We start from the raw sequence: 24,194 nt of genomic DNA, 5'->3' as shown, positions 1-24,194 counted from the left end.
GGGTCTATACCTTAGGAGTAGCGGTCGCCCCGACACCTGAGGGATAGGCCATGGACAACAACAAGGATTCAGGAAGCAACCTGGGCTTCTGGCTGCCAGGCAGCGCAGTCATCCTCAGCCTGGTGGTATCGACCTTCGCTCTGTACCGTGAGCCTTTCCTCGAGTCGCGCCCCATCGGTGGGCAATTCCAGGCGCAACTGCCCATAGAAGCTCGCCTGTGGCAGGACCCCTTCGATGCGCTCGAGCGCTATCGCAAGAAGCTCAAGGGCGGCGAGGCCGAAGGCTCTGAGTGTAGTAGCACGCTTTCCGGCAAGTCAGCGGTGCCTGGCACCTCACTCGCGCAGGGAGCGCCTCCGAACATCATGGTGGCACTGGTCGAGGGTGGTCCGTATGCCGATGAGGTCGAACTGCGCCGGCGCATTCGCTACGCAACCCTGGCCGGATTCAAGAACTCCCGAATGGTCCCGGAGGACGAGCAGCACATCCGTTGCCTGGCCCTTGCAAACGATCTGGTGGGCAATCCGCAAACCACCGAAATCGATGATCCGCAACGCGTCGAACTCCCCTATGAAACCTTCGTCGCCGACCCGTTCGATCCCCCTACGGACGCTGACGACATCAAACATCCGGCTAACCGGACCATGCTGTTCTGGGTGAAGCAGGAATATCTCGGTTCGGACCCGTTGCACAAGCTCGACCTCTTACGCCACACCCTGGCCTGTAAAGTCGGCCAGGCGTACGGTGCTCCGCAAGCGTGCGACGCGCAGCCCGACAGTACCCTACTCAAGGTGATCGGCCCCTCCAACTCGACCATGCTCCGGGATATTTACTGGCAGGAGGCCCTGGACATCCCAGTGCCCAAAATCGAGATTTACTCGCCACTGGCCACGGCCGACAAAAAAATGCTGATGCGCGGCTTCACCAAGGCCGCGTCTGGCAAAACAGGTTCTCAGGAGGAAATGTCAAAGGAGCCAGCGAAATACAAAGAGTCATTGAACCTGCTGCGCACGGTCAGCGACGACGGCACCATGACGCGCTTGCTATTGGAGGAACTGAAGCTGCGTCGAGTAGATCCGGCTGCCGGCGTGCAATGCGCCAAAGGTGCGACGCTGCGGGTCGGAATGCCTTGCGCTCCTGAGGGCAGGATGCGCGGCAACCGCATTGCGCTGATCTCCGAGTGGGACAGCTTCTACAGTCGCGCACTGATCGAGAGCTTCAAGTCGCAGGTTGCCGAGAGCGCCCGTATCAGCCAGGACGACATGGCAATGGTCGATGAATGGGTGCTGCGCTTCAGCTATCTGCGTGGCCTCGACGGACGCCTTCCGGAGGAAGCCCCGAGCGCCGACAAGGCCACCGCCAAGGACACCAGCAAGGACAACAACCAACTGGATCTGAGCCCGCTCGAGAAGTCCGATGGCAATTCCCAGCTCGATTACCTGCGCCGCCTCGCCGATCACATCGTGCTCGAGGACGAGGCTTATCGTCGAAATGGTGAAAGTGGTATCGGCGCCATTGGCGTGCTGGGCGTCGACACCTACGACAAGCTGCTGGTCTTGCAGGCCCTCAAGAGCCGGATGCCGAACAAGGTGTTTTTCTCCACCGATCTTGACGCGCGCATGTTGCAGCGCGGTCAGGCGCAGACCACCCGCAATCTGGTGCTGGCCGCGCCCTATGGGTTGACGCTGACCCGCGCCCTGCAACAGGACGTGCCGCCCTTTCGCGACAGTTTGCAGAGCGCGGTCTTCATCGCGGTCCTGGCCGCCCAGGCGCCGCAGAGTTTCGACGCCAAGCGGGCGAAATTCGATTATTCGAAGTCGGGGCTGCTCTCGCCCGGCATTTATGAAGTGGGCATCAGTGGCTTCATCCCGTTGGCGAGCCGGTTGACCGCATCGCGCACCGAGGATTGCGCAGCCCCGCTCCGTGCGCGGCCAGGCCGGACCAGCACTATACGTCCGCAGGACATCATGGCCCTGCGCTGCCTGCAGGATCCGTCGCCACCGCCGTATCCCGAACTGTCCCAATCGATGCGCAACAGGTTCGAAGAGCGACAGTCGTACTTCTGGGCCGGGCCGCTGTCGCTGATCCTGCTGGTCCTGGCGATCTTCCTTGGCTGGTGGTGGACCAATGAGCAATCGCCCAACAACAGCCTGCCACCTTGGGTACGCGGCGTGCCGCTGGCGCTTTATGTGGCGTCCGGGCTGTCCGCCTGGGTCGCCACCCAGTACTGGCGCGTGGAGTTCATGTGGATCACCTTCATGTTGATCCTGCTGGGGATCATTTGCTCAGGGCTTATCCGCCGCTCCCGGCGCCAGTCGGCTCCTTGCGAAGGCCCACCCGCCCCCGCCGTGGCCAGAGGGTTGTTCGACTCGTCGGCGTGGTACATCGCGGTGCCGATCGTGGTATTCATCCTCGCGCTGCTATGGGCATTCCAGATCCGCCACACCTTGACGGGCGGCGGACTGGGCGAGCCGATGTTCCTGTTCGAGGGCATCAGCGCCTGGCCAACGGTGGCGCTGCGCCTGCTCGCAGTACTGATCTCCCTCTCGGCGCTGGCCTGGGGCTGGCGCAGCCTGCGCGTCAATCGGATCGAGATCGAGACTTCCTATCATTTACGCCCCTACCTGCGCAGCCATCGAACGAGTCTGTGGTGGCAGTTTCCGCGCTTCGTTCAAGGTGGGAAAAGGCGCACATGGCATCAATGGCTCGAAGAACTGGGGCATCGCCTGTTCCTGGTGCTGTTCCCGCTCTCATCCACCAGTATGGCCAGGGCACAGCCCAAGGCATGGGCTGCTCTTCCCCGGTCCGGTGATGCGGACGGGCGCACGATCATCTCTTTCCTGCGTTTCTGGAGGGAACACTGCGTGAGCGGTACCTTCGGTGCCCGTATGCTGCGCGCCGTACTCGCCACCTGGATTTTTGTGGTGGTCACCAGCGTGCTCTTTGTGCTGTGGCCCATGGAAGGGGTTCCGGTGCGCGGAGAGTCGCCGGTCTGGAGGTTGAGCTGGATGGTTCCAACCCTGGTTTTCCAACTGCTGGTGTTTTGGGTGGTGGATGCCAACCGCCTGCTGGCGCGATTCATCCGCCAACTGAGCAGCTATCACTCGATCTGGCCGAAAAGGTTGCAGGATCAGCACGAGAAGATCTTTGGTATCCGTGACCATGCCTGTATCGACGACTGGGTGGACATGATGTTGATTGCCAGGCGCACCGCGGCGGTCAACCGTCTGATCTATGCACCGACGGTGGTCCTGTTGATCCTGATGGCGTCCCGCAGCAGTGTGTTCGACAACTGGCCGACACCGCCCAGCGTGGTCATCTCATTCCTGCTCACCGCCCTGGTGCTGCTGATCAGCGCGCTGTCGCTGCGCCGTGCCGCGGAAAAAGCACGAAGCGCGGCGTTGCAACGGGTTGATAGCTATCTGTTGGAAACACCCGCCGGCACGCCGGGCTACGACAAGTTCCGGATGATCCGCGAGCGCATCGCGGCACTCAATACCGGCGCCTTCTCACGCTACTCGGAAGAGCCGCTGGTGCGGGCACTGCTGCTGGCGCTGACCGGCATTGGCGGTTCGGCCATCGTCGACGCGTTGAGTTATGCGAAGTTTTAGGCAACGGCGGACAAGGCATTGCCCGCCGATAGCCGACCTAAGGGCCAATGCCAGTCAGTTAAGAAAAAAAGCGCCGAACGCAAACCTGTGGCGAGGGGGCTTGCCTGTGGTGAGGGGGCTTGCCCCCGTTCGGCTGCGAAGCAGTCGTAAAATCGGTGAATGCAATGTGCCTGATACAACGCCTTTGCAGGTTTTAGGGCCGCTACGCGCCCCAGCGGGGGCAAGCCCCCTCACCACAACTGACTGGCATTAATCTAAGGGCAGCCGGTCCCCCGCTGCGTTGACCAGTTACGCGCAGTACCGGCAATGATGCCCGCCAGTTGCCCGATGGCCTGCTGATGGGCCAGCACCACATCCTGCACCCCGGGGCCGGCGGGTTGGCGGATGACGCTACTGCACGTCAGGCTTCGAGGTTTTTCGCCAGCGCCGCGCAAGGCGATGCTCCAGACCGCATCGATCAAGGCGTACTGGCCCGGCAGCGAGTCGAAGCGCCGGACATCGGTTTGCAGCGAGAGAACGTCGCGGCCGGGAATCTTGGGCAAGCCCGCCAGATCGCGGGTCCCCAGCTTGAGCTCCATCTGACTGGCCAGGGCGTCATGGAACTCATCGGCCAGCGGCGCGCTCCAGCGTTCGGTCTCAAGGATCGCCAAGGCTCCACTGCTCTGGCGGATCACCACCTGCGGCTGGTCGACTTGCACCGGGATGCGCACCGGCAGCATCTCGAACTGGAAGGCTGGCGTGGCTACATTGGTGCGCGCAGCTGCGTCCGTCGCGGTCGGCACCAGGGTGTAGTAATGGGTCGGTGCCGACGTGCAGGCGCTCAGGCCCAGGGTGGCGAAAATGGCCAGGGAGCGAATAGTCATGGGGTTCATTCCTGGTCAATGTCTCGAGAGGATGAAGACGATGATTTATATCCATCGGGCTTGTTGTCTTTGATCCGTCCGCGAATCAGCGCCTCGGGATGCCGGCCCAGAAAGTCGGTCAGCACCCGCACTGAACGCGCGGTACGCTGGATTTCATCCATGGCCTGGCCAAATTGCTGGCGCTGCGGTGATTCCTCGGAAAAGCTGTCATTGGCCGAGGCCACGGTTTTCTTGGCCTGTACCAGGGTATCGCGCATCTGCGGCAGCACTTCGCCATTGACCTGCTTGAGGGTTTTCTGCAGGTCGCCGAGGGTGCCATTGAGGTTGGCGGCAATCTGGTCGATCGGCAGCTTGCTGATCTTGTCGACGACGGCTTGCAATTGCTCCTGAAGTTTATCCAGGCTGCCCGGTATCGTTGGAATCTCCAAGGGTCGTGCCGCCACGTCGAAGTTCACCGGTGTGGCGTTCGGGACAAAGTCCAGGGCGATGTAGAGTTGGCCAGTGATCAGGTTGCCGGTCCTGGCCTGGGCTCTGAGCCCCCGCGCGACGAACTGCCCCATTATTTGTACAGCCTGGGCTTCGTCGTTGACGTCCCGATTCTTCAACATTTTTTCATGGGCCTTACCCAGCCTGCTGGGATAAATCACGGCGCCAATGATGGTGGGGAAGCTTTTCTTGACCTCGTCATAGTCCAGGTCAACCGATACCACCCGGCCCAGGTTAACCCCGTGAAATTCCACCGGCGCGTTAACTACCAGGCCACGCAAGGGCTGTTCGAAGCGCATGCGGATGTAGCGTGGCTCGCCATCGGCTGGCGCCATGGCGGTTTGCTGGTCGTTGAACAGGGTGAACCGGGTATTTTCTTCTGCGATCACCGGATTGGGGCTGTACTTGGGCTCAACGAAAGAGATCCCCCCGGCCAGAATCGCGGCCAGCGACTCGGTGTTCACTTTCAGGCCGTCGGCGGCCAGGCTGACATCCACCCCGCTGGCGTTCCAGAATCGGCTATCACGGGTCACGAACCTGTCGTTCGGGGCATGGATGAAGATCTGTACTTCGACGCTTTTGCCATCATCCGCGAGCTTATAGGACACCACTTCACCCACCGGAATACGCCGATAGTAGACGCTCGAGCCGATATCCAGCGAGCCCAGGTCATCGGTTTTCAAGGTGTAACGGGTGCCTTGCTCACCGTAGATAATCGAAGGCGGAGTTTCGAGGCCGACAAACTCTTTTTGGGTTTTTTTCGACTCGCTGGCATCGGCACCGATAAAGGACCCGGACAATAGCGTATCGATCCCCGAAATGCCTTGGGCGCCGATACGCGGCCGCACGACCCAGTAGCGCGTATCTTCAGTAGCAAAGGATTTGGCGAAACCTTCGAGGTCGATGGTCACGTCGACATGGCTTTGGTCCTCGCGCAAGGTAATCGAGGTCACCTTGCCGATGACCACGTTCTTGTATTTGACCTGGGTCTTGTTCGCCACCAGCCCTTCGGCCGTCAGGAAACTCACGGTAATCTGTGGTCCGGCCGTTCTGGCGTTATGGATCACCATGGACAACCCGACCAGGGCCGCGACAATCGGCACCAGCCATACCAGGGACACATTGAAACGTCGACGCTTGACCTCGGGAGTACCTGGAGCCGGCGCGGCGGTGGAGCTTGGATGATCAGGCATTTTCAACCTCTGCGTCCCAGATTAGCCGGGGATCAAAACTCATGGCAGCGAACATTGTCATCACCACCACCAGACCGAAAAATAGAATACCGATCCGCGGATCGATGGTACTGAGGGATTTGAATTGCACCAGGGCGGCGATCACGGCCACCACCAGCACGTCGAGCATCGACCAGTAACCGATCACTTCGATCAGGCGATAGAGTTTCGCCCGCTCGCGCATGGCCCAGCGACTGCGACGCTGGCAGGTGACCAGAAGGGTGCCGAGCACCAGGAATTTCATGCAGGGCACTGCCACGCTGGCAATGAAAATAACCAGCGCCAGGTCCCACTCCCCTGCGTTCCAGAACTCGACGATCCCGCTGAAGATGGTGTTTTCGCTGCCGCTGCCAAAGATGTCGGTATACATCACCGGCATCACGTTGGCCGGGATGTAGAAGACCAGGCTGGCCAGCAAAAATGCCCAGGTACGCGAAATGCTGTTGGGTTTGCGTCGATGCAGGGGTGATTCGCAACGAGCACAGTTCCGGTCCGCCGCCGGGCAGACCTGGCCGCAGGTATGGCACAAGGTCAGATTCAACTGGCTGGCATAGGGCGGCATGTTCATCAAATGACGCCCTCCAGGTCCTTCCACAGCCTGCGGATGCCTTTACCGGAAATCAGGATGATCAGCACGGTGAGCATGGCCAGCGCCCACAACCCCACCCCCGGATGCACATCGAGCATGCCCGCCAGTTTGATGATGGCCACCAAAATACCCAGCAAGCACACTTCGAGCATGCTCCAGGGCCGCAAGTGCTCCAGGGTCCGCATGCAGTTCTTGAAGCCGGGAGCCGCGCGCCCGGCCAGGGCAAAGCTGAGCACCCAGCACGACACGCAGATTTGCAGGAATGGCGCGAGGATGATCGCCAGCCCCGTCACCGCCGCTATCACGCTGATCTCCCCTTGCGCCAGGGCTTGCACCGACTGCCACAGCGTCGCTTGATTACTCAGGCCTTGCAGACTGATGGTCATGATCGGGAACGCGTTGGCGAACACAAACAAAAGCGCGGCGCTGATGGACAGTGCCAGCAGTTGTTGAACGCTGAACGACTCCCCGCGATCCAGAATGGCCGCGCAACGTATGCAACGAGCCGTCTGGCCCTTGGCCAGAGGGACTGCCTTGTACACCGAGTCGCAGTGCTCGCAGATGATCCAGGCAGGAGAAGAGGTCATAGGCTCGACTGAGGCATAGGGAAGATCCGTTTCTCGTGACTGGAGACTATCGTCTGATTCCAGGGGCGATTTACTCTGTGGAGTCTAGTGCGGACCGGCTTTAACGCCAGTCAGGAGAGGAACAGCCAGATCTGGATGTTGCTTGGTCTGGCTACGGACTCAGCGTGTTAGCCTCCAATGGCGCAAATAGCAGCAACCGAACAACAGAGAGTTGTCATGTTCAGTTTTATCAAAACCATGAATCTTCCCGCCCGATGCCTTGCCGCCCTGGCGGCCTCCCTCTGCGCTTCGCTGGCCAGCGCCGACGCCAGTCAACCCGATCTGGCGGGGCGGCTCGATGGGGTGATCGAGCGCGCCGTCGCCGAGCAGCGGATCGTCGGTACTGTGGTGATAGTCCTTCGCGACGGTCAGGAGGTTTACCGCCGGGCCGCCGGTTTCGCCGACCGCGAGGCGGCGAGACCGATGACCCAGGAGACGATTTTCCGCCTCGCCTCCGTCACCAAACCGCTGGTCTCGGCCGCAACCATGCGCCTGGTCGAGCAAAGACGCTTGTCTCTGGATGATCAGGTCAGTCGCTGGCTGCCGGATTTTCGGCCCCGACTGGCCGACGGCAGCGAAGCGGATATCAGCATCCGCCAGCTGCTCAACCATACCGCTGGCCTGAGTTATGGTTTGCTGGAAACCGAGCACGGGCCTTATCGCACCGCGGGCGTCTCGGATGGCCTGGCTGAACCGGGTATCAGCCTTGAGGAAAACCTCAAGCGCATTGCCAGCGTGCCACTGAGCTATGCGCCGGGCACCCAGTGGCGGTATTCCATGGCTACCGATGTGCTGGGCGCGGTATTGCAAAAAGTCACGGGGCAAAGCCTGCCGGTGCTGGTCGAAGAGTTGGTCACCGGTCCGGCCGGCATGCGCGATACGGCGTTCTCGGTGCGCGATATCCAGCGCCTCTCGGCGGTGTACAGCGACGGCCACCCGCGGCCGCTGCGAATGGCCGATGAGGCGGTGATCAAATCCGGCGAAAGCAGCACGCTGTTCTCCTTGAAACGAATCCTCGACCCTCAGGCCTACCCGTCAGGCGGTGCCGGCATGGCGGGGACCGCCAGCGATTTCAGCAGCTTCCTGGAAATTCTGCGCCAGGGCGGCGGGTCAATCCTTTCGAGCCGTAGCGTGCAGTCGATGATGACCGATCAGGTCGGCCCCCAGGCGCAGGCCCAAGGTCCGGGTTGGGGCTTCGGTTATGGTTGGGCGGTACTGGACGATCCGGCTCTGACGAAAACACCACAATCCAAGGGCACGATTCAGTGGGGCGGGGCCTATGGTCACAGCTGGTTTGTCGATCCGCAGGCGAAGCTGACTGTAGTGGCCCTGACCAATACCGTCTTCGAGGGCATGTCCGGGGCGTTTACCCGGGACATTCGCGATGCGGTGTATCCGGCGCAATGAGGGCGGGTTCCAATGACTGTCAGTGAAGGATTTTGGACGAGCATCACACCTGTGGCGAGGGAGCTTGCTCCCGCTGGGGCGCGCAGCGGCCCTGAAACCTGCAAACCGGTTCTGCCAGGCACACCGCATATGCAGGTTTTACGACTGCTGCGCAGCCGAACGGGGGCAAGCCCCCTCGCCACAGCAAGCTCCCTCGCCACAGGTTTTGTGTTCGGCGTATCTACTGTTCACTGACTGACCACCAGCGCGGCAGCAATTGCTGAACCCTGGCTTCGGCAAAACGGTCGTCGATCAACATCACCACGCCGCGGTCTTGCTGGGTGCGGATCACCCTGCCGGCGGCCTGCACGACTTTCTGTACGCCAGGAAACAGATAGGTGTAGTCATAACCGGCACCGAAGATCGCGGTCATGCGCTGTTTCAGCTGCTCGTTTACCGGGTTCAGCTGCGCCAGCCCCAGAGTGGCGATAAAGGCGCCGATCAAGCGTGCGCCCGGCAGGTCGATGCCTTCGCCAAAGGCTCCGCCGAGCACCGCAAAGCCGATACCCTGGCTGCTGCTGGTGAATTGCTCGAGAAAGGCCTGACGCTGCCCTTCGTCCATCCCGCGCGACTGTGACCAGAGCTTGATATCCGGGTATTTCTCGGCCAGCAACTGCGCTACTTGCTGCAAATAATCGAAACTGCTGAAGAACGCCAGATAGTTGCCCGGACGCTGTTCAAACTGCGTGGCGATCAATTCGACGATGGGCGCCAGCGATGCCTGTCGATGCACGAACCGGGTAGAGATCCGGCTGACGATATGTACATCCAGCTGGTCAGCGGTGAACGGTGACTCGACATCAACCCAGACGGTGTCAACCGGCAGCCCCAGCAGATCCCCATAGTAGTGCCGGGGGCTCAGGGTCGCGGAAAACAGCACGCTGCTGCGGGCCGCCGCCAGCCTGGGGCGGATGAAACCGGCGGGCACCACGTTGCGCAGGCAGAGTTGCGACACACTGCGTTTGGCGCTGAGCTCACGCTTGCTGATATCGAACAGGAACTGCTCATCGAACAGCTCGGCGACCCGGGAAAACTGCAGCGCCTCGAAATAGAAACCCTGTAGCGCACTGTCCAGCCCCTGGGGATGGTCGTTGAGGTAGTCACCGAAGGCGGCGATGCACAGTGACAGCGCCGAAAGCAGTTTTTCCGGAGTCCGGGCGTAGGCCTGATAGGGGCGGATCTGCTCCTTGTGCAGGGCATTCCATTCACGGTTCAAGCGCTGCAAGGACTTTTTCAAGGCTTCTGGCGCGTTGTGGCGCACGCTGTTCAAGGTCGATTGATCAAGGCTTGCGCTGTACATCTGCCGACCGCGCTCGACCAGGTTGTGCGCCTCGTCGACCAGCACCGCGACCCGCCACTGGTTGAGTTGCGCCAACCCGAACAGCAAGGCGCTGAAGTCGAAATAGTAGTTGTAGTCGGCAACCACCACGTCGGCCCAACGGGCCATTTCCTGGCTCAGGTAGTAGGGGCAGACCACATGCTTGAGGGCAATTTGCCGCAGACTGGCTTGATCCCAGACCTTTGCCTGCGTGGCCTCCTGGCGGGCCGCTGGCAGACGATCATAGAAGCCTTTGGCCAAGGGGCAGGATTCACCGTGGCAGGCTTTGTCCGGGTGTTCGCAGGCCTTGTTCCGGGCCACCAGTTCGAGCACCCGCAACGGCAGCTGCGGCGCGCTATGGTGGATCACCCGGGCGGCATCGAGGGCGAGTTGCCGGCCCGGGGTCTTGGCGGTGAGGAAAAACACCTTGTCCAGTTGCTGCGGTACCAGCGCCTTGAGCATCGGAAACAGCGTACCCACGGTCTTGCCAATGCCGGTCGGTGCCTGGGCCATCAGGCAGCGGCCGGTACTCACCGCCTTGAACACCGATTCCGCCAGATGGCGCTGGCCCGGGCGAAAGTCGGCGTGTGGGAAACGCAACAGCTGCGCCGCCTGATTGCGCGCCTCGCGATGGGCCATTTCCTGCTCGGCCCACTGCAAGAACAGGCTGCAATGGTGATTGCAGAACTGCTCCAGCTCAGCGGCGCTCCAGGCTTCCACCAGCCGGGTTTCCTTTTCGCTGATAATATCGAAATACACCAGCGCCAGGCTGATCCCGGACAGCTGCAATTGCTGGCACATCAACCAGCCATAGATTTTCGCCTGAGCCCAGTGCAGCTGACGATGATTGGCCGGCATGGCGCTCAGGTCGCCGCGATAGGTTTTCACTTCTTCGAGCTGGTTCTGGCCGGGGTCATAGCCGTCCGCCCTGCCCCTGACCCGCAATTGCCGGAACTGGCCCTCGAGCGCGACTTCGGTTTGATAACCCTGGCTACGTCGCGAGGCGACGGTGCGGTGGCCGACGATGCCTTCCAGCGCCGTCGGCGACGGGGTAAAGCGCAAGTCGAGATCGCCGACCTTGGCGGTGAACTCGCACAACGCGCGCACCGCAATGCTGTAGCTCACGTGCCCTGCTCCGCCCATTGCACATAACAGACGGCTACCGGCATCTGATGTTGCTGGCAGAACTCGAGCCAGCGCAATTGGTTGTCTTGCAGACGATCCCCTGGGCCTTTGACTTCGATCATGCGGTAGGTTTTCTGCTGCGGCCAGAACTGGATCAGGTCCGGCATGCCGGCGCGGTTGGCCTTGATATCCAGCAGTAAACGATTGAACCAGTGCTTGAGGTGTTCGGCCGGCAGGCAGTCGAGGGCCTGTTCGAGCAAGTCCTCTGTCAGGGTGCCCCAGAACACGAAAGGCGACTGTACGCCCCACTTGGCTACGTAACGCCGGCGGATGGTCTCGAGGTAACGCCGGTCGTCCAGTTCTGCCAGGCAGGCCTGGAACAGCTCGGCGCGCCGCGAATGAAAGTCCTCGTTGAGCAGGTCGACCGGTCCGCGCTGGAACGGGTGAAAAAACGCCCCGGGCAACGGCGCAAAGATCGCCGGCCAGCACAGCAGCCCGAACAACGAATTGATCAGGCCGTTCTCGACATAGTGCACCGGTGCCAGGGCTTCATCGAGGTGGGCCTGGACATGCAGTTCGACCGACAACGCCGGATCGGTTCGCGACAGATTGAGATCCAGGCGCAACATATCCCGCGTCACCGTTCGTGGCATGACCGGGCCACCGAGCTTGCGCCGCAGCCTTGGCAGCACTCGCAGCAGTTGCTGTTGCTCGGCGGCATTTTCCGGGAATTGTTCGGCATGACTGGCCAGCTCCATTGCCAGTGGATACTCGCCGCTGCGCTCAAGCACGCGGATCAGCCGCAGCCTGGCGCCGGGATAGGCGCAGGTACGGTAGATAGCCAGCGCTGCGGGCAAGTCGTCGACTCGCTCGCAGTGCTGGCCGAGCTGAAACAACAGCCTGGCGCGGCGCCGTTCAAGCCAGGGGTTGTCGGTCTTCAGTCCATGGATCTGCTCAAGCACCTGGATCAATGGCTCGCCGGCCTCGAAGCGTTCCTGGCAGTGCTGCAGGTACACAAAGCCATCCACGTCGTCGCGGCTGCGCAAGCCACGGGATTCGGCGCAAAACTCGACCTTCTCGTAGGTAAAGATGCCCAGGTCCGCCAGCACGAATTCCGACCAGTCCTGGTAGAGATTACCGAAGAACATCAGCCGCAGCCGATCGCACAGGCCCATGATGGTCAGGGTAAAGAGCCGGTCATCCAGGGTCGGACACCATTGCTTGAAGGTTTGCACTTCGCTGAACTGCCCGCTCAGGCAGGCAAGCCATTCGGTTTTTTTCGCCTTGGGCTGATCAATCGAGGAGTTGAAGCACTGGAGTATTTCCGGTTTCAGCAATACATCACACAGCTCTTCGATGCCCAGCAACGCCCGCTCATCGACCCAGCCCAGCTGCAACAAAGGTTCGACCGCAGGCCCAACGTCGCCAATTTCCTGGTAGCGCAGTTTGCCGGCGCGAAACCGCAGACCCTTGCGCATCACCATTCGAACCAGCAGTGCCTGGGAGGCTTGGGGCAGGCACCGGAAGTCGAGCATGAATCGCTGCTCTTCAGCGCTCAACACATCGGCATAACGTTGCTCAAGCCAATCAAGCACTTGCACGAAGTTGTTGAGGTAATAGAACGGATTGTCGAGCGGGTTGGAAGTCACGGATCTAGCGCGCCACATTTGCTGGGTACTGGTTATGCGTACAGATAGCAGCTCAAGCCCCGGGCTTGCAAACGGTATTGGATAAGCGGCTGAATCGATGGCTTTTTTCTTCCAGGGCAGCGAACTTTCTGCTCAGTTAACTACACAAAGAGCCACTAGCCTTTTATTCATGACTCGCGTCAGGCGAAGCGGTCGAATGGTCTTTAAACAAGGAGTTTTATCCATGAACATCAAAAACCTGGGTTTCCCCCTCGCGATAGCAGCGCTTTTGGCATTGGGCGGTTGCGCCTCGCCGACAGTGGTGACGCTGCAGGATGGCACGCAATACCTGACCAAGGACGCACCGAAAACCCAGACCAGGGACGGCTTCTACGAGTTCGAAGACATTTCCGGCGCGACGGTCAAGGTCAACGCCAAGGATGTCGCCACCGTCCGCCAGGAAGATTGAAACCTGCGAATCTTGTTGATGCGTTCTCCCTGAGACAACGCGACTGCCGATTTCAGGGACGCTTCGCGACCCATCACGGGCAAGCCATTTCGGTCCGGCGCAGATCCAGTGTGAGAGCGAGCTTGCTCGCGATTGCGGCTTCACATTCGCCAGAGATGCTGATTGATCTACCGCTTTCGCGGGCTTGTAGGCGCAGATCCAGTGTGGGAGTGTGGCTTGCCCGCGAAGTCGGCCTATCAGGCACCACTTCCGATAATCCATGACGCGACTATTGCATAAAGCCTTCCATGAACCCTGCCACCCTACTGGCGAGCTTGCGCCGCCACGGAGCAGTCGCCGGATTGGCCAGGGTCCGGTCTTCATGGATGAAGCTGCGAATGATCGCGTTGTAGCCGAGCCAGCGGCAGGGCTCCGGTTCCCAGGCCTTCAGCGCACCGAGGCCGCCCTGCTGAATCACCCAGGGTTGATGCACCAGTTCGGAGTCGCGGTCAAGGATCAGGTCGGCGAGGGTCCGTCCGCCAAGATTGCTCGCGCCAACGCCCTCGCCGCCATAACCGCCGGACAAGGCGATGCCGTTGCTGCGATCGCAGAGCATGTGCGGCTTGAAACGTCGGGACATGCCCAGGTTGCCGCCCCAGGCGTGGGTGATTCTGACGTTCTTGAGCTGGGGGAAGAGTTCGCCGAACAGGTAGCGTCGCAGTTCGATTTCGTCGCGTGTCAGGTCAAAGTCGTGACGCAGTTTCCCGCCGAACTGATAGCCGCCGCGGGCACCGAACACCAGCCGGTTGTCGGCGCTGCGTTGGCCATAGGTGACTTGCCGGCTGCTTTCACTGAAGGCCTGGCCCCGACTCAAGCCAATCTCGTCCCAGGTGGCGGCGGACAAGGGTTCGGTCGCCACCAGCAGACTCTGCACCGGCAATTGATAGCGCCCCAACGGCGCCAGTGTCACGGCATAGCCCTCCACTGCGGGCACTATCCAGTGACTGCGAACCTGGGCCTTGGCGGTGCGCAGGCTGCCGGCCTGCCAATGCTCGACCGGGCTGTTCTCGAAGATCTTCACTCCCATGCGCTCGACAGTCCGGGCCAGGCCCCGGACCAGCCTGGCCGGCTGGATGGTGGCGCAATGCGCTGCATAGATACCGCCATAGGGCTTGGCGACGCGGATCTGCTGCGTCAGTTGCTCGGGGTTCAGCCAGCGATAGTCCGCTTCGTTGAGGCCCTGGCTGTAGAGCTTGTCCAGGTAGCGACGCAGGCTGGTTTCCTGCTCGGGATAACGCGCCGCGCAATACAACACCCCGCCCTTGCGGTAATCGCAGTCGATACCTTCGCGTTCGATGACGATCCCTACTTCATCAGGGATACCGTGCAGCAGATCGAAAGAGCCGCGACGCTGCTCGGCCGGCAGATCGGCGAGTAAGCGGTCCTCGCCCAACAGATTACCCATCAGCCAGCCGCCATTACGCCCGGACGCGCCGAAACCGGCGGTCTGTGCTTCCACAATGGCGATGTTCAACTCCGGCGCCCGACGCTTGAGGTAGTACGCAGTCCAAAGCCCGGTGTAGCCGGCACCGATGATCGCTACGTCGACATCCAGGTCTTGCTCCAGTGACGGCCGTGCCACCAGGGGCTCGTCGAGCTGGTCCATCCACAAACTGATAGTGCGCCACGCCGACATACAAGACTCCGCCACCCAAAACCAGATGGCTGTGATCCTAGTGCCTGGGCTTAGAGGTTGTCTTGCACGGTTTGAATGGTGACTTACAGATTGATCGCTCAGACATGACTTACGTCAAAGCTTTGCCAAGCAATTGCCAAACGGCCTGAAAAAAACTCCTGCCTGTCACAATCGAGTGCTACTTTTAACAGCTCTACAGGTTGGACCAGTGAAGGTCCTTCCGTTCCTACCGCGAGCTTAAGGAAGCGCTCAACGAACAAGGTGGGCAACACATGAACAAAGTCTTTTCCAAGGTCACCTTTCCCAATGCCTGCCAGCTTATGCGCTGGCATTTTCATCCAATGGGCTTCGAGGCCAGCATGGATGCACCCGGCAGCATGATCGCCCGGTTATTCGATCGCGCCACCGGCGAAACCATGATTGCCATTGCCGGTATTCCTTGCGCCACGGTAATGAACGCCACCGATGTCGAACGAATAATCGAAGCGGTAGAAGACGAACTTGAATCCTTTATCCCACCCATGGCTTTAAGAAGTTACGGTTAACCATTGAAATTCTGACAAAAAGCCCACTTTCCGTGGGCTTTTTGCTGGGTGCGGCGACCCGAGGATCTTTGGTGCGGGTCATATCGCTAAAAGATCGCAGCCTGCGGCAGCTCCTACGCCTGAACCTTCATCCCTCGCTGATCGGCGAAGAACGCCTTGTCCTTGGCGATCCGGTCGGAGGCCTTTGGAACATTGGCCGCCTGGGCATCCTGACTATCAACATACCAGTAGCAATGCTTGACCGCCCGGGTGATACCGACATACGCCAGACGCAGGATTTCGTCTTTCTGGGCGCTGTCATAGGGTTCTGCATCACCCTCCCTGGCCAGCCCGGCCATTCGATAGACCTGGTTTTTGTAAGGTGAACTGGTCAGATGCTGACAATCACCCAGCAGGAAAACCGCATCGGCTTGCAAGCCTTTGGAACTGTGGTAAGTCAGTTGTTTCAGGCGTCGCTCTTCGAACGGCAATCTAGAATCAACATTAACTACAGACTGAATATGCTCCTCTATCAATAACTTATCGCTACTTTTTCTAAACAACATCAGGATTGAATCGCCATTTCTGTAGTGCTCGATCAGGCGTTTGGCCAGGCCTTGGTCGTCGCGATCCATGACATTCACCGGTAGCAAATCCTTGGGTTCGCCGCTGGCCCTGGCCTTTTTCCCGGCAATCGCCGGCGCCGCGCGGACAATATGTTCTGCCGCATCGATGATGTGCTGATGGCTGCGGTAGTTGTCGCTGAGCATGACCCGGGTGGTATTGGGTGACGGGAATTCCTTGTTGAACTCCATGAAGTATTTCGGCGAACTGCCGCGCCAGCCGTAGATCGATTGCCAGTCATCGCCGACACACAGCAACGATGAACGCTGGGCGCCCCGGCCGACATGCATCGCCGGGCCGCGGCTGCGGATTTCCCGCAGGCTGGCGCGGAGCCAGGAAACGATTTGCGGGGAGACGTCCTGGAACTCGTCGATCATCAGGTGCGACAAGGGCCTGAGCAACTGATCACTCAGCAACTTGAGGTTTTCCGGCGAATGCTCGCTGAACAAGGCGAACATGCGGTTGTAGGTCATGATCGGCGGTGATTGGTCGAGCAAGTGATCTTCCAGCGCTCGCCAATACAGGCTCAGGGCTTCGAAGAAGTAACGATCAGGATCGTCCTTGGCAAAGCTCATCTGACCGACTGCGGCGGGTACATCCAGCCCCAGGTTCTCGATAAAACTGGCGGCGGCGACAAAACTATCCAGCAGCGGTGCGGAACTCAGCTCGCCCTTGACCTTGTAATCGAAGCCCGGACCGGCGCTGGCATCCCCTGCCAGCGAGGATACAATGCGCTTCGCCGAGTCATAGCTATCCAGCCAAATCAATGGCTTGCGACAGAAAGCTTGAAACAGGGTGCGCTTGACCGCCCACTCCGCGCGGACTGACAGCTTGGCTCCTGGCCGGCTGATCTGCGCGTTCTCGCGGGGATCGAAACCCAGGACCACCCAGGCATCCAGCTCGGCTATGTAGCCGTGGCAATGGAATGAGCAACCATTGATCTCAAACGTCTGGCGGTTGGGTTCGATGCCCTTGATCGGCCAGGCTCGAGCGCGAAACCAAAGGTCTTCAATCGTGTCGCAGAGTTCTTCGTCGCGCTTGGCCGCAAGCTCGGTCACCGCCATGCGTTTTTGCACGTCCGGGTGATCACGCTCCAGTTCCTTGAGTTGCAAGGCGTGTCGGGACAGCGGCTTGATCAGTTCGCGGAAACGTTCATCACGGCTATGCAAGGCGTGGTAACAGGCATTCAGTTGCTGGCGCTGAGTGTCATTGATCCGCAGATCGAACGGATTGCTGTCGGCGCCTTCATCACCCTGCGGGGAACGCGCATTGAGGTTCTCGAAGGCCTGCAACTGAGCGAATCCCGGCAGACTGCGCACCATCGGCAGGATCCTGGAGTGGAAGGTTCGCACCACGTCCCGCGCATCCTTGAAACTGAGTGTGCGACCCCAGAGAGCAAACATCTCCACCAGCTTGTTAATGAAGTCCTTGCGCGACTCGCGGGTGAAGGTCACCACGGTCAACGAATCCAGTTCAAACCCCAGGTAATGGGTCAGCAACAGAATGCGCAGCACCAGCGAGGTCGACTTGCCCGCCCCTGCGCCGGCAATCACCGAGGTCGAGGGGGTATCGCTGAAGATCATCTTCCACTGGGCCGCGCTGGGCTGCGCTTGCGCCGGCAGCAATCGGGCGACGTCGGCCTTGATGCGTTTCTTCAATTCGGCACTGAGGGGCAGGCGCCAGTCGTCGAACAGGTTGTCGTCAATGCCCGGCGCCCGGTGCTCGGTGCAGCGCGAGTCGCGAATCAGCAGGACCTGGCGACCTTCCTCGATGCCTTCAAGTTTGCCCTCTTTGTAGCCGTAATCCACGCCGGCGCTGTGTCCGCTGCGAAAGCCGTCAGCCTGGCCATGCAGCCAGGAGGCACGGTGTTGGGCGCGCAGCCGAGTAAGGCCATGGCCGAAGAACCTGGCGGCCAGCCGCTTGAGCAGCGGCATTTCAGCCAGAGGTAGCAGCTCGGGGGGCAGATCGGGGGTGTGTTGCGGCACGCTGACTCCAGGGTGTGAGGCTGTTGCGCCTATGGTCGCTGCATTTGCCCATGACTTCTAGTGAAATGCTTATCTGTCATTGGCTTAAGCGATGAACTGAATGCGGATCGGTAGATTTACCGCAGTAGAACAATCGACTAATTAGATTGGTTTGAGGCATTTTTTCCGCTTTTTATCGATATTGGCTTATTGGATGATGCTCGCCATCAACCACGGGTTTAGTTCTGCGGCTCAAGTGTTCAGCCACATGACGAACCTTTACAGGAGACGATCATGCTTGAACTCAGACCTTTCAAATCCCTGGGCGGCGCTCACCATGGCTGGTTGGATGCCCATCACCACTTTTCGTTCGCCGAGTACCATGACCCCAAACGCATGAACTGGGGCAACCTGCGGGTCTGGAACGATGACGTGATTGCTCCCGGCACCGGCTTCCCGAAACACCCGCACCGTGACATGGAAATCATCACCTACGTTCGCGAAGGTGCCATTACCCACGAAGACAACCTGGGCAACAAGGGCCGTACCGAAGCCGGGGACGTGCAGGTGATGAGTGCCGGGACCGGGATCGCTCATAGCGAGTACAACCTGGAATCGACCGAGACCCGAATTTTCCAGATCTGGATCATCCCGAACGAGGCCGGCTCGGCGCCATCCTGGGGGGCCAAGCCGTTTCCCAAGGGGCAGCGTGAAGGTTTTGTAACTCTGGCCAGCGGCAAGGCCGGCGACGATCAAAGCCTGCGGATTCGCGCCGATGCGCGGTTGGTGGCGGCCAACCTGAAAGCCGGTGAAAGTGCCGAGTACCGCCTGGACAGCGGTCGTCGGGCGTACCTGGTGCCGGCTACCGGAGTCATTGAGGTCAATGGCTTGCGCGCAGAAGCTCGAGACGGGGTTGCAGTGGAGCATGAGCAGGTGCTGCGAGTGACGGCCATTGAGGACAGTGAAATCGTGCTGGTGGATCTGGCTTGATCCTTTAAATGCGAGACGAAAAAAGGGGTGACCGGTTTGGTCGCCCCTTTTTCGTTTGAGCCGGGATCCGGTCAGCGACCTGAGACTTGTGGCGCATTTGAGATCGCCAGGATCGCAGCCTGCGGCAGCTCCTACGCCGAACCGGTTCGCCCTCAAAATAACAGGTGTATGTAAAACCTGTAGGAACTGCCGAAGGCTGCGATCTTTTTGCGGCCCTCCGTCATTTCACAGCAATAGCGCCATCCACCAATACCTGAGCCTCGGCCACCAGCTGCTTGAGGTGTTCCTCGCCGATAAAGCTTTCAGCATAAATCTTGTAGATGTCTTCAGTGCCCGAAGGCCGCGCCGCGAACCAGCCGTTTTCGGTCATGACTTTCAGACCACCGATGGCCTGGTCGTTGCCCGGGGCGTGGCTGAGGATGCTCTGGATGGTTTCGCCAGCCAATTGCGTCAACTTGACCTGGTCCGGCGATAGCTTGCCGAGCAAGGCTTTTTGCGCGGGCGTGGCCCTGGCATCGACGCGCACCGCGAAGGGTTCACCCAACTCATCGGTCAGGGCCCGATAGATCTGACCTGGGTCGCGGCCAGTACGAGCAGTCATTTCCGCCGCTAACAGTGCCGGGATCAGGCCGTCCTTGTCAGTGCTCCAGACGCTGCCGTCCTTGCGCAGGAACGAGGCGCCGGCGCTTTCTTCACCGCCGAAGCCCAGGGAACCGTCGAACAGGCCATCGGCAAACCATTTGAAGCCCACCGGCACTTCATACAGCCGGCGACCCAGACGCTTGGCGACTCGATCGATCAAGCCGCTGCTGACCACGGTCTTGCCCACCGCAGCATCGGCCCGCCACTGCGGACGATTCTGGAACAGGTAGTCGATGGACACCGCCAGATAGTTGTTCGGCGCCAGCAAGCCGCCGGACGGGGTGACGATACCGTGGCGATCATGGTCCGGGTCACAGCCGAAGGCGACGTCGAAACGGTCCTTGAGGCCGATCAAGCCTTGCATGGCGTAACTGGAGGATGGATCCATGCGGATCTGCCCGTCCCAGTCCACGCACATGAAGCGGAACGTCGGATCAACCTGGGTGTTGACCACTTCCAGATCCAGGCGGTAATGCTCGGCAATCGCCGACCAGTAGCGTACCCCTGCTCCGCCCAGCGGGTCGACGCCCAGACGCAGCTTGGCGCCACGGATGACGTCCATGTCGATCACATTGATCAGGTCGGCAACGTAGGTATTGAGGTAGTCGTGACGATGGGTGGTGCTGGCCTTGAGCGCCTGTTCGTAGCTGATGCGCTTGACCCCCGCGAGCTTGTTGGCCAGCAGTTCATTGGCCTTGGCTTCGATCCATTTGGTGATGTGGGTATCGGCCGGCCCGCCATTGGGCGGGTTGTACTTGTAGCCGCCGCTCTGCGGCGGGTTATGGGAAGGCGTGATAACGATGCCGTCGGCCAGCCCTGAGGTGCGGCCGCGGTTGTAGCAAAGAATGGCGTGGGAAATCGCCGGCGTCGGGGTGTATTCGTCGCCCTCGGCGATCATCACCGTCACCCCGTTTGCCGCGAGCACTTCCAGCGCGCTGGCACCGGCTGGCGTCGACAACGCGTGGGTGTCGATACCGACAAACAGTGGACCATCGATACCCTGGGCTTCGCGATACAGGCAAATAGCCTGGCTGATGGCCAGCACATGCCATTCATTGAAGCTCGAGTCGAAGGAACTGCCGCGGTGTCCCGAAGTACCAAAAGCCACACGCTGGGTGGAGACTGCTGCATCAGGTTGGCCGGTGTAATAGGCCGTTACCAGTCGCGGGATATCGACCAAAAGTTCTGCCGGTGCCGGTTTGCCCGCAAAAGGACTGATTGTCATGCATAACCTCTGGATAAGGATGGTTCAGGGATAGGAAAGCAGTTTACTGGCAGTTTGACCGCAGTGCGACGCTATCTATCCCTACGATAGGATTTGTCAGGTGTGCCTAGTCGAGCAACTCCAGGCGCAACGCATCCGCCAGACAGCTCAGCGCTGCATCCAGATCATGGGCGCCGCTGCAGCAGGCGTGACTCAACCTCAGGCTCTGGGAGTGCAGCCCGTGAATGCTGAACAGCTCCCCCGGGGCAACGAGGATCCGCTGCTTGAGCAGACGCTGAAACACTCGACGCACATCCACCGGGCGCAAGGAACGCACCCAAACCGTGGCGCCGCCAGCGGGCAGGATGAACTGCAGGGAGTCGGCCAGCCGTTCCTGCAGCAGTTGTGTCATATGCTGCATGCGTTCTTTCAACATGCGCCGCAGCACCTGCAGGTGTTGATCGAATCGGCCACTGGTATACAGCCGGGCAATGGCCTTCTGACGGATCGGCGACAAACGAAAGGAACGCAACAGAAAATGTCGCTGCAGTTCAGCGCTCGAATGACGTGAAAGCAGATACCCATAAGGTGCTTCCGGACCGATTATTTTCTCGAAGGTGGAAAACACCATTAGCCGTTCGGTGTCCACCAGGTCACGAAAGCGCCATTGGGTCTGTTCAAACGCCAGTTCACCGTAAATGTCGTTCTCCAGCACCCAGCAACCATGCAGTTCCAGCAACTGCGCCACACGACGTCTGTCGCTCGCGGGCATCAGGCTGCCCATCGGCATGCTGATGCCGGAGGACAGCATCACCAGACGTACCACTTCGCTCTCCAGCAGTTGGCTGAGCGCATCGAGGTCCAGGCAGCCATTGTCTTGCAGTGGCAACTCGATCACCCGCACTCCGGCAGTCTGCAGCAAACGCAGAATCCCCCAGTCACAGGGGGATTCCACCAGCACCGTAGCGCCCGCGAGCCCAAACACCGCGATCAGAATCTCCAGTACGCCGCGCAGGTCGGCACCGATGTAGACATCGTCGGCATGCCAGCAGCGCACTGGCGACGAGGTGTAACGGGCCGCCAGGGCAGTACGCAATTCCAGCTCGCCACAAGGCTGCGACAGCGACTGAAGCTGGCGTGGATACTGACGCACCAATTCGCGCTCCAACAGCAATAGCGGGCTATCCAGAGACAGCAGCAAGGCCGGTTCATCATTGCTCAACACCAACATATCCGGACGTCGGGCACTGATATAGACGGTTTCAAGCAGGTCATTGCCGCTGACGTATGGGCTGCTGGAAGATACCGGCAACGCATAGTAGCCAGACTTCGCGACCGGATAGACCCGCCCCTCCTTCTCCAGCAATGAATAGGCGTACTGAATAGTCGAGATGGAAACATTCAGCCGCTCCGCCAATTGCCGCAACGAAGGCAACTTGATGCGAGCCTCGGTCCCCACCTCACTGATCAGGTTGGTCAGATAACGGTACACGGCCTGGTAAGCGAAGTCGGTTTGTCTGCCTCCTTTCATGGGTAAGGACCCAGCCGTGGTGAGCTACCGGGTGCGCGTCGGCTTATCCGGGGACCGGAAACCTGCAAGCAGGGAGACACTTTCCTTGAACCTCTCAGCTTGACCGCCATCAACTTCCCGCCGACTCTTCGCTATTCAGGCGTCCGCTATCGGGGATGGGGCGTGGACCCGCGTATTGCTCAGGATCCTTGAAGTCAAACGAGGCTTCATCAGCAGCGGCCACCGGACACATGCTGTATAGCTTGCTCAGCAAGCCGATGGACAGGCCGCTGACATCGACCATCCATTGCAAGACCTGCTCCGGCGCCGACAGTGTCTGCAGCGCTTTGTGCAAATCGGGAACCGCCACCAGCATGCCCGGGTGACGACAGCGCAGGAAACGCTCAAGGCCAGCACCGGCGTTGACAAAAGGGCTGAACAGCAGGCAAACCAACTGTACCTCATTCAGGCCAAGGGTTTGCTGGGCATGGCTGCTCGCCAGAGCGCGGCGTTCCTCGATCCGCTGCGGATTGCCATAGGCTGAAAGCATCTGCTCTATCAGCTTTTCCGGCAGGTTCTTCTTGCGCATCATCAGCGCGGCCGATTGCAGGTACTGGCAAACCCCCTCCTCATAGCTGCGACCGTCTACGAACTGGGCGCGCAAGCCTTGGGTGTGAGCCGACAACAACGGGCTCACGTATTCGGTTTCACTGACCTGCGAGGTCAATTGATCGAACTGGAACCCGAGAAACTCGCTGAGCAACGGCCAGCGATCTTCCAGCTCACCCCTCACCAGGTCATGCAGGCCAAGGTACGAGACCTGTCGACGGGCCTGGAAATTGTCCGGCGCATCTTCCTGGTCCTGGTCCCCACATAATTCGGAAAAAAAATCTTGCCCGTACGGGGCCAGGACGCTGAACAGGTCTTCGAAATCCAGTGCCAGGGTGCCCTCGCTCGGTAAACCGATGGTTCGTGCGGCGCTGATGAAACCCATCAGATAGTGTCTTTGCTCATGAGGCGAGTCACTGCTGACCAACACATCGACACCATCGCCCCAGCGAGCAATTCGGCCATAGAAAGCGCCCATGGATAAGTAGCAGTCATTACGAAAGGTCGAGCGCTTTACGCCCGGCGCAAGATGGCAGCTGAGCAGCAGGTTTCGCCGATTGAGCTCGCGACCTTCATCGCACAGCGGGGACAGGTGATTGAACGGCAAGACACTTCGCCCCTCGAGCATCAACACCTCCACCCGCGGGTCGTCATAGACAAACAGGCTGCCGTAGCTGCGATGAACATTGGCCAGGGCGGTCTGGCTCATCCCCCCATGGCGCAAGGTTGCAACTCGCAGGTTGAAGGTAGCCGGAGCCCTGCCGGCAATACTCAGTTGGGCGGCCCGCACGAATCCCAGGGTATAGCTGCTGTCCCTGGTTCCCGAATGGACCACCAGCACCTTGAATTCACTGATGCGCTCTATTCCCCCTGCCGCGACGATCAGCCGCTGGATAAAAAGCTGCAATGCGGTGCGCTCTGCCCGGGAATAAAAACTCAACAAGCGTTGCAATACCTGCTGATAAACGTAATTCATGGCTTGATCGTGAATATCGCTCATTGTCGTTACACCTGAAAATGGAAGTCAGTATCAAGCAGGCCATCGTCGGCCATGGCTCGGCT

The 24,194-nt window shown here is 60.0% G+C and carries 16 protein-coding genes; 5 read left to right on the top strand and 11 right to left on the bottom strand.

The features are described 5' to 3' along the window. Positions 1-50: 50 nt before the first annotated feature. A complete protein-coding gene (locus tag ACA064_RS14870; protein ID WP_497674025.1) occupies positions 51-3,608 on the top strand; it encodes a hypothetical protein in 3,558 nt (1,185 codons plus the stop codon). A 254-nt stretch (positions 3,609-3,862) separates the two neighbouring features. Here ACA064_RS14870 and ACA064_RS14865 read toward each other — a convergent pair whose 3' ends face one another. The 4 genes from ACA064_RS14865 to ACA064_RS14850 are packed head-to-tail and all read right to left on the bottom strand — an operon-like array spanning position 3,863 to position 7,365. Continuing rightward, positions 3,863-4,471 (bottom strand): PqiC family protein, encoded by a 609-nt coding sequence (locus ACA064_RS14865; protein ID WP_497674024.1) that lies wholly within the window; start codon positions 4,469-4,471, stop codon positions 3,863-3,865. Positions 4,472-4,476: 5 nt separating this feature from the next. Next, the gene (locus tag ACA064_RS14860; protein WP_497674023.1) at positions 4,477-6,150 is read right to left on the bottom strand and encodes a PqiB family protein; all 1,674 of its coding nucleotides are present in this window, start codon (positions 6,148-6,150) and stop codon (positions 4,477-4,479) included. After that, positions 6,143-6,757 (bottom strand): paraquat-inducible protein A, encoded by a 615-nt coding sequence (locus ACA064_RS14855; RefSeq protein ID WP_497674022.1) that lies wholly within the window; start codon positions 6,755-6,757, stop codon positions 6,143-6,145. Before ACA064_RS14855 ends, ACA064_RS14860 begins: the two co-directional genes overlap by 8 nt. Continuing rightward, on the bottom strand, positions 6,757-7,365 hold the full coding sequence (locus tag ACA064_RS14850) for a paraquat-inducible protein A (RefSeq protein ID WP_497674021.1): 609 nt from the start codon (positions 7,363-7,365) through the stop codon (positions 6,757-6,759). The genes ACA064_RS14855 and ACA064_RS14850 overlap by 1 nt, the downstream gene beginning before the upstream one ends. Before the next feature lie 237 nt (positions 7,366-7,602). Between ACA064_RS14850 and ACA064_RS14845 the strand changes: the two genes are divergently transcribed. Beyond that, positions 7,603-8,811 carry a serine hydrolase domain-containing protein gene (locus ACA064_RS14845; protein WP_497674247.1) on the top strand — a complete coding sequence of 403 codons (1,209 nt, stop codon included), beginning with the start codon at positions 7,603-7,605 and terminating at the stop codon, positions 8,809-8,811. Positions 8,812-9,031: 220 nt separating this feature from the next. Here the strand turns inward: ACA064_RS14845 and ACA064_RS14840 are convergent, their stop codons facing one another. Together ACA064_RS14840 and ACA064_RS14835 are read right to left on the bottom strand one after the other, a co-directional pair. After that, entirely contained in the window at positions 9,032-11,293 is a 2,262-nt protein-coding gene (locus ACA064_RS14840) for a helicase C-terminal domain-containing protein (protein WP_497674020.1), read from the bottom strand. Continuing rightward, positions 11,290-12,960 carry a VRR-NUC domain-containing protein gene (locus tag ACA064_RS14835; protein WP_497674019.1) on the bottom strand — a complete coding sequence of 557 codons (1,671 nt, stop codon included), beginning with the start codon at positions 12,958-12,960 and terminating at the stop codon, positions 11,290-11,292. Before ACA064_RS14835 ends, ACA064_RS14840 begins: the two co-directional genes overlap by 4 nt. Before the next feature lie 205 nt (positions 12,961-13,165). On the opposite strand from ACA064_RS14835, the gene ACA064_RS14830 reads away from it, so the two are divergent. Next, complete coding sequence (locus ACA064_RS14830; protein ID WP_497674018.1) at positions 13,166-13,390, top strand: YgdI/YgdR family lipoprotein; 225 nt, start codon at positions 13,166-13,168, stop codon at positions 13,388-13,390. Positions 13,391-13,658: 268 nt separating this feature from the next. Here the strand turns inward: ACA064_RS14830 and ACA064_RS14825 are convergent, their stop codons facing one another. Then, complete coding sequence (locus ACA064_RS14825) at positions 13,659-15,065, bottom strand: NAD(P)/FAD-dependent oxidoreductase (RefSeq protein ID WP_497674017.1); 1,407 nt, start codon at positions 15,063-15,065, stop codon at positions 13,659-13,661. A 272-nt stretch (positions 15,066-15,337) separates the two neighbouring features. Here ACA064_RS14825 and ACA064_RS14820 point away from each other — a divergent pair, with 272 nt between their 5' ends. Next, a complete protein-coding gene (locus tag ACA064_RS14820; RefSeq protein WP_497674016.1) occupies positions 15,338-15,610 on the top strand; it encodes a DUF1652 domain-containing protein in 273 nt (90 codons plus the stop codon). Between the two features lie 113 nt (positions 15,611-15,723). Here ACA064_RS14820 and ACA064_RS14815 read toward each other — a convergent pair whose 3' ends face one another. Then, positions 15,724-18,198, bottom strand: a complete 2,475-nt coding sequence (locus ACA064_RS14815) for a UvrD-helicase domain-containing protein (protein ID WP_497674015.1) — start codon at positions 18,196-18,198, stop codon at positions 15,724-15,726. 273 nt (positions 18,199-18,471) lie between these two features. Between ACA064_RS14815 and ACA064_RS14810 the strand changes: the two genes are divergently transcribed. Further along, positions 18,472-19,167 carry a pirin family protein gene (locus tag ACA064_RS14810; protein ID WP_150803396.1) on the top strand — a complete coding sequence of 232 codons (696 nt, stop codon included), beginning with the start codon at positions 18,472-18,474 and terminating at the stop codon, positions 19,165-19,167. Positions 19,168-19,387: 220 nt separating this feature from the next. Here the strand turns inward: ACA064_RS14810 and pgm are convergent, their stop codons facing one another. From pgm to ACA064_RS14795, 3 genes are all read right to left on the bottom strand, one after another. Next, the gene (gene pgm, locus ACA064_RS14805; RefSeq protein ID WP_497674014.1) at positions 19,388-21,034 is read right to left on the bottom strand and encodes a phosphoglucomutase (alpha-D-glucose-1,6-bisphosphate-dependent); all 1,647 of its coding nucleotides are present in this window, start codon (positions 21,032-21,034) and stop codon (positions 19,388-19,390) included. A gap of 106 nt (positions 21,035-21,140) precedes the next feature. Next, positions 21,141-22,544, bottom strand: coding sequence for an aminotransferase-like domain-containing protein (locus ACA064_RS14800; RefSeq protein WP_497674013.1), 1,404 nt, complete (start codon positions 22,542-22,544; stop codon positions 21,141-21,143). A gap of 109 nt (positions 22,545-22,653) precedes the next feature. Beyond that, positions 22,654-24,132, bottom strand: coding sequence for a hypothetical protein (locus tag ACA064_RS14795; protein ID WP_497674012.1), 1,479 nt, complete (start codon positions 24,130-24,132; stop codon positions 22,654-22,656). Between the last annotated feature and the right edge of the window lie 62 nt (positions 24,133-24,194).

This window comes from Pseudomonas sp. LBUM1658, from assembly GCF_059716055.1.
Note: the sequence above shows the minus strand (reverse complement) of the source record. Positions and strands in the feature narration are given on the sequence as shown.

What these genes read in the sequence shown, in the direction of transcription:
- ACA064_RS14800 (WP_497674013.1), bottom strand. Translation starts at nt 22,544, where the DNA reads ATGAAAGGAGGCAGACAAACCGACTTCGCTTACCAGGCCGTGTACCGT.
- ACA064_RS14870 (WP_497674025.1), top strand. Translation starts at nt 51, where the DNA reads ATGGACAACAACAAGGATTCAGGAAGCAACCTGGGCTTCTGGCTGCCA.
- ACA064_RS14830 (WP_497674018.1), top strand. Translation starts at nt 13,166, where the DNA reads ATGAACATCAAAAACCTGGGTTTCCCCCTCGCGATAGCAGCGCTTTTG.
- ACA064_RS14845 (WP_497674247.1), top strand. Translation starts at nt 7,603, where the DNA reads ATGAATCTTCCCGCCCGATGCCTTGCCGCCCTGGCGGCCTCCCTCTGC.
- ACA064_RS14810 (WP_150803396.1), top strand. Translation starts at nt 18,472, where the DNA reads ATGCTTGAACTCAGACCTTTCAAATCCCTGGGCGGCGCTCACCATGGC.
- ACA064_RS14855 (WP_497674022.1), bottom strand. Translation starts at nt 6,757, where the DNA reads ATGAACATGCCGCCCTATGCCAGCCAGTTGAATCTGACCTTGTGCCAT.
- ACA064_RS14825 (WP_497674017.1), bottom strand. Translation starts at nt 15,065, where the DNA reads ATGTCGGCGTGGCGCACTATCAGTTTGTGGATGGACCAGCTCGACGAG.
- pgm (WP_497674014.1), bottom strand. Translation starts at nt 21,034, where the DNA reads ATGACAATCAGTCCTTTTGCGGGCAAACCGGCACCGGCAGAACTTTTG.
- ACA064_RS14860 (WP_497674023.1), bottom strand. Translation starts at nt 6,150, where the DNA reads ATGCCTGATCATCCAAGCTCCACCGCCGCGCCGGCTCCAGGTACTCCC.
- ACA064_RS14835 (WP_497674019.1), bottom strand. Translation starts at nt 12,960, where the DNA reads ATGTGGCGCGCTAGATCCGTGACTTCCAACCCGCTCGACAATCCGTTC.
- ACA064_RS14850 (WP_497674021.1), bottom strand. Translation starts at nt 7,365, where the DNA reads ATGACCTCTTCTCCTGCCTGGATCATCTGCGAGCACTGCGACTCGGTG.
- ACA064_RS14865 (WP_497674024.1), bottom strand. Translation starts at nt 4,471, where the DNA reads ATGACTATTCGCTCCCTGGCCATTTTCGCCACCCTGGGCCTGAGCGCC.
- ACA064_RS14795 (WP_497674012.1), bottom strand. Translation starts at nt 24,132, where the DNA reads ATGAGCGATATTCACGATCAAGCCATGAATTACGTTTATCAGCAGGTA.
- ACA064_RS14820 (WP_497674016.1), top strand. Translation starts at nt 15,338, where the DNA reads ATGAACAAAGTCTTTTCCAAGGTCACCTTTCCCAATGCCTGCCAGCTT.